The 7,960-nt window shown below is 41.3% G+C and carries 4 protein-coding genes; all 4 read right to left on the bottom strand.

What is annotated here, in order from left to right:
- Positions 1 to 280 precede the first annotated feature (280 nt).
- The gene (gene tkt / locus QZU58_RS05675) at positions 281 to 2,275 is read right to left on the bottom strand and encodes a transketolase (protein ID WP_294460975.1); all 1,995 of its coding nucleotides are present in this window, start codon (positions 2,273 to 2,275) and stop codon (positions 281 to 283) included.
- A gap of 230 nt (positions 2,276 to 2,505) precedes the next feature.
- Complete coding sequence (locus tag QZU58_RS05670; RefSeq protein WP_294460971.1) at positions 2,506 to 3,816, bottom strand: BMP family ABC transporter substrate-binding protein; 1,311 nt, start codon at positions 3,814 to 3,816, stop codon at positions 2,506 to 2,508.
- Positions 3,817 to 3,818: 2 nt separating this feature from the next.
- Positions 3,819 to 4,985: a hypothetical protein gene (locus tag QZU58_RS05665; protein WP_294460970.1), complete on the bottom strand. Its 1,167-nt coding sequence runs from the start codon at positions 4,983 to 4,985 to the stop codon at positions 3,819 to 3,821.
- The gene (locus tag QZU58_RS05660) at positions 4,969 to 7,269 is read right to left on the bottom strand and encodes an EAL domain-containing protein (RefSeq protein ID WP_294495628.1); all 2,301 of its coding nucleotides are present in this window, start codon (positions 7,267 to 7,269) and stop codon (positions 4,969 to 4,971) included. The genes QZU58_RS05665 and QZU58_RS05660 overlap by 17 nt, the downstream gene beginning before the upstream one ends.
- Between the last annotated feature and the right edge of the window lie 691 nt (positions 7,270 to 7,960).

Here is a 7,960-nt window from a genome sequence, read left to right as displayed (position 1 = left end):
GTCATAAAAATCAATACATGTTTTTAAAAAACACCTAAACCGCATGGATTAAGGTTGCGCTATGTTTTTCCACTCAAAATCATGTGGGAAAGTTGAGTTCAAAATATTATTACAGATCTTAAAAAATATCAATCTGTTTCCACATAACGATCCAATTATATCCTTCATTGTCCCGTAACAGGTTTAACTTACAAACAAAAGGCGCTGTCAGTCTGTACTGGCAGCGCCTTTCTCTGATTCATGACTGACGTCCGTGACGCCACATCATTTTCTAATAGACTTACTTCAACAGGGTCTTAGCCTTGCTTACGGCATTTTCAACGGTAAAACCAAAGAGCTTGAAAAGCTGATCTGCAGGAGCTGATTCACCAAAGCTGTCCATACCAAGGATAACACCGTTCAGACCGACATACTTGTACCAGAAATCACTGATACCTGCTTCGATGGCCATACGTGCGGTTACTGATGAAGGCAGTACGGATTCCCTGTACTCAGCACTCTGTCTGTCGAATACTTCTGTACATACCATGGACACTACGCGAACCTTCTTTCCTTCTGCTTCAAGAGCATCAGCGGTCTTCATGGCAAGTTCAACCTCTGAACCGGTGGCAATTATGATTAAGTCAGGAGTATCAGCACCGTACTTGAGTACATAACCACCCTTCTTAACATTTGCAAGCTGTTCAGGAGTTCTGTCCATCTGAGCAAGATTCTGACGGGAGAAAATCAAGGCACTTGGAGTTGTCTTTGATTCAATTGCCTGCTGCCATGCAACTGCTGATTCAACCTGGTCGCAAGGTCTCCAAGTATTGAGATTGAGACTTAATCTTAAGGTTGAAATCTGTTCTACAGGCTGATGAGTAGGACCGTCTTCACCGAGACCGATTGAATCGTGGGTGAACACATAGATTACAGGAAGCTTCATGAGAGAGCTCATTCTTACGGCATTCTTAGCATATTCCATAAACATCAGGAATGTTGCACCGTAAGGAATAAAACCGCCATGGAGGTATACACCGTTCATGATGGCACTCATGCCGAATTCACGTACACCGTAATGAATGTAGTTACCTGATGCGTCGTCAGCGGTAACAGACTTTGAATTACGATTAAAGGTCAGGTTACTTGGAGCAAGGTCAGCAGAACCGCCAAGGAATTCAGGAAGCACGTCACTGTATGCGTCGAGTGCGTTCTGACTTGCCTTACGGCTTGCAATCTTTGCAGGATTTGCCTGTAATTCGCGAATATAGGCTTCAGACTTTTCAGCGAAATCTGCAGGCAACTCATGATTCATGCGACGCAGGAATTCTGCGGCAAGTTCAGGATACTTGGCACTGTACTTTGCAAAAAGCTCATTCCAGGCATTTTCCTTCTGTTCACCGGCCTTTCTGGCATCCCATGCTTCATAAACTTCTGCAGGAACTTCAAAAGGACCATACTTCCAGCCGAGATTTTCCTTAGCCAGAGCGATTTCCGCATCACCAAGCGGTGAACCGTGACACTTTTCAGTACCCTGCTTATTTGGTGAACCGCAGCCAATGACAGTCTTACAGCAGATAATGCTTGGCTTATCGGTAACTTTCTGAGCTTCCTTTACGGCAGCTTCGATTGCAGCACTGTCGTGGCCATCAACCTTCTGTACATGCCAGCCGTAAGCGGCGAAACGGGCGGCAGTATCTTCGGCAAACCAGCCTGAGGTATTACCATCAATTGAAATTCCGTTATCGTCCCAGAATGCGATAAGCTTGCCGAGCTTTAACGTACCGGCAAGAGAGCAGGCTTCATGGGAAACGCCTTCCATAAGACAGCCATCACCCATAAATACGTAAGTATAGTGATCAACAATATTCAGACCGTCACGATTAAACTGAGCTGCAAGAACTTTTTCAGCCAGAGCCATACCAACTGCATTGGTGATACCCTGTCCTAATGGACCGGTAGTGGTTTCCACTCCGTCGGCATAACCGTATTCAGGATGTCCCGGAGTCTTTGAATGCAGCTGTCTGAAATTCTTTAAATCTTCAATTGAAAGATTGTATCCGGTTAAATGAAGCAGAGAATAAAGAAGCATTGAACCGTGACCGTTGGATAATACAAAACGATCGCGATTAACCCACTTAGGATCAGCAGGATTGTGATTTAAAAAATGACGCCATAATACTTCCGCAATATCAGCCATACCCATAGGTGCACCTGGATGACCTGAGTTGGCCTTCTGAATTGCATCCATACTTAAGGCTCTTATGGCATTTGCCAATGTTTTGTTGGACAACATCTCATACTCCATCATTCGATCTGAAAAAGTTTACCCTATGAAACCGGTGGCTCAGTACAGCCAGGCACCAGTATTCAGGCAGGCAAAAAATCATAAAAACTACCAAATTAACAGCAGGTATTAATTTTTTCTGCATTATGCCATTATGCTGCTCTTAAATCAATTTAATATTGCAGCACATGCTCATAAACAAACTTGTGTAATGCGTTAGAAAAACTGAGTTTTCCTTCCTACTGATTGTTGAACATTATTGATCTGATTACGTAATGCTTGTTAAGACGGGGAGACAGACAGGTATTGACCTCAACAATGTTTTCATTAAGCCAGTTCATTTCATGAAGAAGCTCTTCGTCCGTAAACACATACCCTTCAGGAAGCATGAGCAGACCGTTATTATTGAAAATAGGCCCGCTGAACACATACTCATGCCCGTGCGACAGCTCGGATATTATGTTATTGAGATAATAGAGGCTGTTTTCATTCAGATCCTTATGCAGGGTCCTGCTGTAATCGAAACTGATGGCCTTATCCGAATAACCGAAGAAATACCTGTTGGAGGTTGATTTGCTGTCAGCCGCTATAATTTCAATAATGGTTCTGAATATCACGGAAGGATCGTAAAAATACCTGCCGAGAATGGTACCTTTTTTAGATTCGGCCCCCTTAACCATAAAATTAAAATAGTACAGATCCTGATCCACGGCATATCTGCACCATTTGCATGGTGAATTGGTACCATCAAGAATCCTGATATTGTATTTCTTTATGAATCTGGTTATTTCACTGAAATTCTGCTCTTCCGTATTATCCTGATTAAGCCAGAGAACATACAGTTTCTTTTCAGAAAAGGCTCTCTGCAGCCCCAGCGCAAATGCATTTATGTTTCTTTTCTCATATGTGCTGCAGCTGTTCGCTATATAACCCACATTACCTGAATGAAGACTCTTTGAAAGTGATGCCGAGAGGTCATCGTCATACTGACTGTACCTGTCGTTATCATCGTATTTCTTGCTGTTGCTGAGAAAGGCTCCGGAAATATACCCTGCCAGATATTTTGCCACATAACTCTTGTCAGTATATGTGACCACATTAGGTTCACTGACATCCAGACTGCTGACAAAAAACCTCATATCATTAAATCTGCGGAAAATGTTTCCCAATGCATTATTCATTTCAAAACCGCTGAGGAATACGTATCTGGTTCCCTCCTGATGAGCATTGTTCACGATTTCCTCAAGACGGCGATAGTCACTGCCAACACCTTCGATTACGTTAATTTCCATCTGCGGGTATTTTTTAAGAGTTGAAATAAAGCCATGCAGGTTTATGTATTCCATTGATTTCGGTTCAAGATTATTGGATTCAATGTAATACAGCTTCTTTACACTTGTCGCACCCTCCAGCACATTTTTCTGCAAAGTGGCGGAACTTGAACTGAAACTGAAATTATTAACGGAAAACAGCACCACTACCGATACTATAACCAGAAATAAAATAATAAATAATATTAAACCTACTATATCCTGATTCTTATTTCTCATGATTATTCGACGGAAACCCCCTCCACAAACCAGTCCATAGAGAAAATCTGTTTTGGACTGTCCTGCAGCACACTACCCTTGTCAAGCCTCAGATGGTGCTCATTGTCATATAACGGACCGGAGAAAATATTGTCACTTCTACCTATAAAATTACTGAACATAAGATCCAGTGACTGAAGAGTATTCGGAGGAATGATGCCGGCATTGAAATTTGTAATTCTTACGGTACCGGTACTTACGTCAAGCAGATAATTGCCCGGCTCAAACGAATTGGTAACGGTTCTGGACAGAACACGGCTGAAAAAGCCTCGATAATCAACCATTATGCTGGCTATGTTACTGGAAAAGTACTTGCTTGCGAAATCTCTGTCATAACGAATGCAGTAATACATTTTCTGTTCACAGAAATCATCGACGGTAACATCGGTATAATCCGCAGTCATCAATCGAACGCCGGGGTTTTTTCTCAGCGCATCAACAAGCTGAGCGTACTGAATATTCTCATTTTTGCTCTTTAAAACAACGACCTTAACAACACCGTTCTTCTTGTACTTTCTTACGCCGATGGTAAAGGCGTTTATATTGCGGTATGCATCCTCGTTCAAATCCGAAACCACAAAGAAAAACGACTCATCGGTATCAGTATTCACGTTAGCCGCAATCACTCCACCCAGATAATAAACCTGATAAAGATGAACCTTGAAGGTAATCAGTTTGTCACTTGGTTTGAGGTTTCGGTCGTATGCACTCACGAAATAAACATTCTGAGTGTTACCGTATTCCTTTACAGCGGAATTTATGCACTCGTTAAGTTTTCTTGAAGGAGAAACAATGATCGAAACATCACGTTCCACATAGTTTCTGATACTTTCAAGACACTCTTCATTGTTGCTGATGTTATCCACTGCATAAGCTCTTATCCCTATACGGGATGCAGCAACCAGAAAATCATTAAGACGGTACTTGTCATCCGCATGCTTCTCATGTGGCAACAGGTAAATGGCCTGATATTCCTTTCTCGGAATTATGCCGTCAGCTATCTCAACGTCCTTTGACGAAACGTCATAAAAATAAATGGACATTCCTGTAAGGATTGCCACCAGAATACAGGCTATGATGATCCAGAACAAAAGAACATTTTTATATTCTTCACTATCTCCAGTCTTCAAAAATCTTATCCTCACACAAAAGTCTTTCAAACTCAGCCACAGGAAGCGGAGCAGAATAATAATATCCCTGACAGTATTCGCATCCCAGGTCTCGCAGAATATTCTTCTGATCGAGATTCTCAACACCCTCAACAAGGCTGTGAATTCCGAAATGCTTGGTTATCTGAATAACATCACTGACCAGCATTACGTCCGGAGATGACTTAAAGTTTACGTCAATCTTATCCACAAATGACTTATCAAGCTTAATCGTGTCGAACGGATACAGCGATATGTTGGAGAGACAGGAATAACCTGTTCCGAAATCATCCATGGAAAGCTTGAACCCTATTTCCTTGAGTTCGTTAAGTATTTCCAGTACGGTTTCCTGACTGTCAATTGTTGCTGATTCGGTAATCTCGATATCGATGTATCTGATAATATCCTCATAGCCCCTGATGCGATGCTTAAGATCCCTCAGCAGGTTAGGATTTCTAAACTGTACCTGTGAAAAATTAACTGAGATTGGAACAAGTCTGTAGCCCAGCTCTTTCCACCTCTTAAGCAGATCAAGAATTGACACAAAAATAAAATTGTCAATGTGTGCAATGGAACCGTTCTTTTCAAAGACAGGAATAAACTGCCCGGGAGGCAGAAGTCTCTGCAGCTTATAGTTCCACCTGATTAATGCCTCAGCCCCTGAAAGTCTGTTGCTGTTAAGATCATACTTAGGCTGAAGATACACCAAAAATTCCCCGTTGTAAATTGCAGGAATAAGCTCCTTTTCGAGATTATTCTGTCGGATAATCTCCTCCTGCATCGCAGGCACGAAAAACACTATGGAGTTTCTGTTCACGTTTTCATCTTTATGATCGTACAGAGCAATACTGCACTTGTCCATTATATCGTCAATGTTATGAGGCATTGATGAAGACGTAAAGCTGCATACGCCGGCCTTAAAAAGTGAACGATATTCAATATTGTCAATGGACTGGGCACTGGCAAAAAGCTTTCTGAGTGCTATCTCTACCTCGCCCCTGTTATCTGCCTTGATGATGGCATAATAACTGTTATTACCCTTGTACGGAGTAAAGAGACGGCTCTCCATCTGCTTCATGCTGGAGGCAAGCTTAAGTTCAAATCTGTTGGATATTTCTGTTCCGTACAGATTATGCAGCATGTGGAAATTACTGATTATTACGGTGGCAAAGTAGTACTTATCGATGTGATCATGATAAGTTGATTCGTAAACTTCCTTGTAATTATTTCGGAGGTTAACCCTGTTTGGAAGTCCTGTAAATTCATCATAATATGCCAGGTTGTACATCTTCTTCCTGTTGGTTTCCACAGTGTACTCGTAATAAACCAGAAGAATGGTAAGTATCACCAGAGTACCGATGGTCAGGAAACCGAACATTGTCATAATGGCCCTGATCTTGGTATCTAGCTCTGAAGCAGGAAGCATGTAAACAAAACTCCAGCCATCATACGGAAGTCTTATTATTGACATGTAATGAGCCGGAAGTCCGTTCCCCTGAAACACGTAAAGATTATCTATTACCTGATTCTGAATCTGACGCTGGCTGATCTTGATATTAGAACGGTTTCTTGTATTGTCAACAAGCTCCCGGACCGTGTATTTCGGAAGCAGACGGTTCTGAGTTTTCTCGTTGATGTGTACCACGTCATACATGTTGTAAAGAAGGAAACTCAGAGATGAACCGAAATCATCGTCATAGAGGGTATATTTGTTAAAATACTTAATAAGCTCCTCACCCGTTGCTCTTATAAAAAGAGCATAGCGCACGTAACTCTGGTTCACATACACCGGAACTGCAATCAGAACATCGTAATTTCCGCCGTATTTGGAAGCTATCACCGTAACAACGGTTTTACCGACATAAACATTGCGGAGTTTGGCAATATCCTCCTCCTCAAGTTTAAAACCGTACATTACCTTGTCATTAAGATCGGTTATGCCTATATTCAGAAAACCGGTAACCCTGGTTATGTCATTCAGGGTTTCAACGGTTTTTGTGGAACCGATGTAGTTACCTTTGGAAATACCCTTCGAAATGTTTGATGATGCGAGGTTCAGGACGCTTATAATGCGGTTGAAATTATGATTGACAGCCTCAAGACCTCCCTTTGACTTGAGAACTATCTGCTGCTTAAGTGCGTCAGCCATGATCTCTTCAATCTTGTATTTATAGACAAAAGAAACCGTAATCATGGTAAATACCAAAACCATGATTATGAACAGAGACTGTCTATAGTTCTTTAATTCAGAAAACCACCCAAGCATTTAATTCTGTTTATTCTTTTAATTATTGTAATTTTTCTGTACGGACAGAAGAGAAGCATCCTTGAAATCAGTGTTCTGGACACTATTTTATTCCGCTGGTGTCACTCACCGCTTCCAGCACTGTGGATTCACTCTCCGACATTACTAAACGGATGATGACAACCGTAATTTATACAGACAATCAGGCAGGAAAAAATTTAAACAAAAACAACACCCCGCAGCCGAAATCCATTTACCGCCGCTCAAGGCCTTCTCTTTCGTGATTGAAAACAGAAATATCAGTTATCCTTAACATCCTTCCGCTTAGGATACATTATATTTACAACAAATAATCTGATTTAATATACATTTATTTAAAATAATTGAAATTTTTACACATATAACAATTATTCTCACATGATTAAACAAGAGGACTTTTGTCTGCCATAATGTTGGAAAAACGGATTTTTATGATAAAATGTGACAGCATGAACGTTTTTTGCCTTTCATGCGACAGTCCGGAAGAATTCCGTACCTTGCAGAGATCTTGCCATCAATGAAAGCATAAGGAAAACAAAACCGGTCTGATAAAAATGAAAACAGATCCCTTCCCGGATTCATTTTTATTCAGTCAGGCTCCTAAGTCTTTATCAGACTTTTCTGACTGTCTTGTCAGGAAAAGAGCCGTAAATAAAATGCCGGTCTGTAGGGA

It is taken from the genome of uncultured Ruminobacter sp. (genome assembly GCA_902764345.1).
In the GTDB taxonomy this organism is placed as follows: Bacteria; Pseudomonadota; Gammaproteobacteria; order Enterobacterales; family Succinivibrionaceae; genus Ruminobacter.
The sequence above is the reverse complement of the archived record's forward strand: the minus strand, read 5'-3'. Positions and strand labels throughout refer to the sequence as shown.

Bases quoted from the DNA above. Each gene is read 5' to 3' on its own strand.
- QZU58_RS05670 (WP_294460971.1), bottom strand. From the start codon at position 3,816: ATGAGAAATAAGAATCAGGATATAGTAGGTTTAATATTATTTATTATT.
- tkt (WP_294460975.1), bottom strand. From the start codon at position 2,275: ATGTTGTCCAACAAAACATTGGCAAATGCCATAAGAGCCTTAAGTATG.
- QZU58_RS05660 (WP_294495628.1), bottom strand. From the start codon at position 7,269: ATGCTTGGGTGGTTTTCTGAATTAAAGAACTATAGACAGTCTCTGTTC.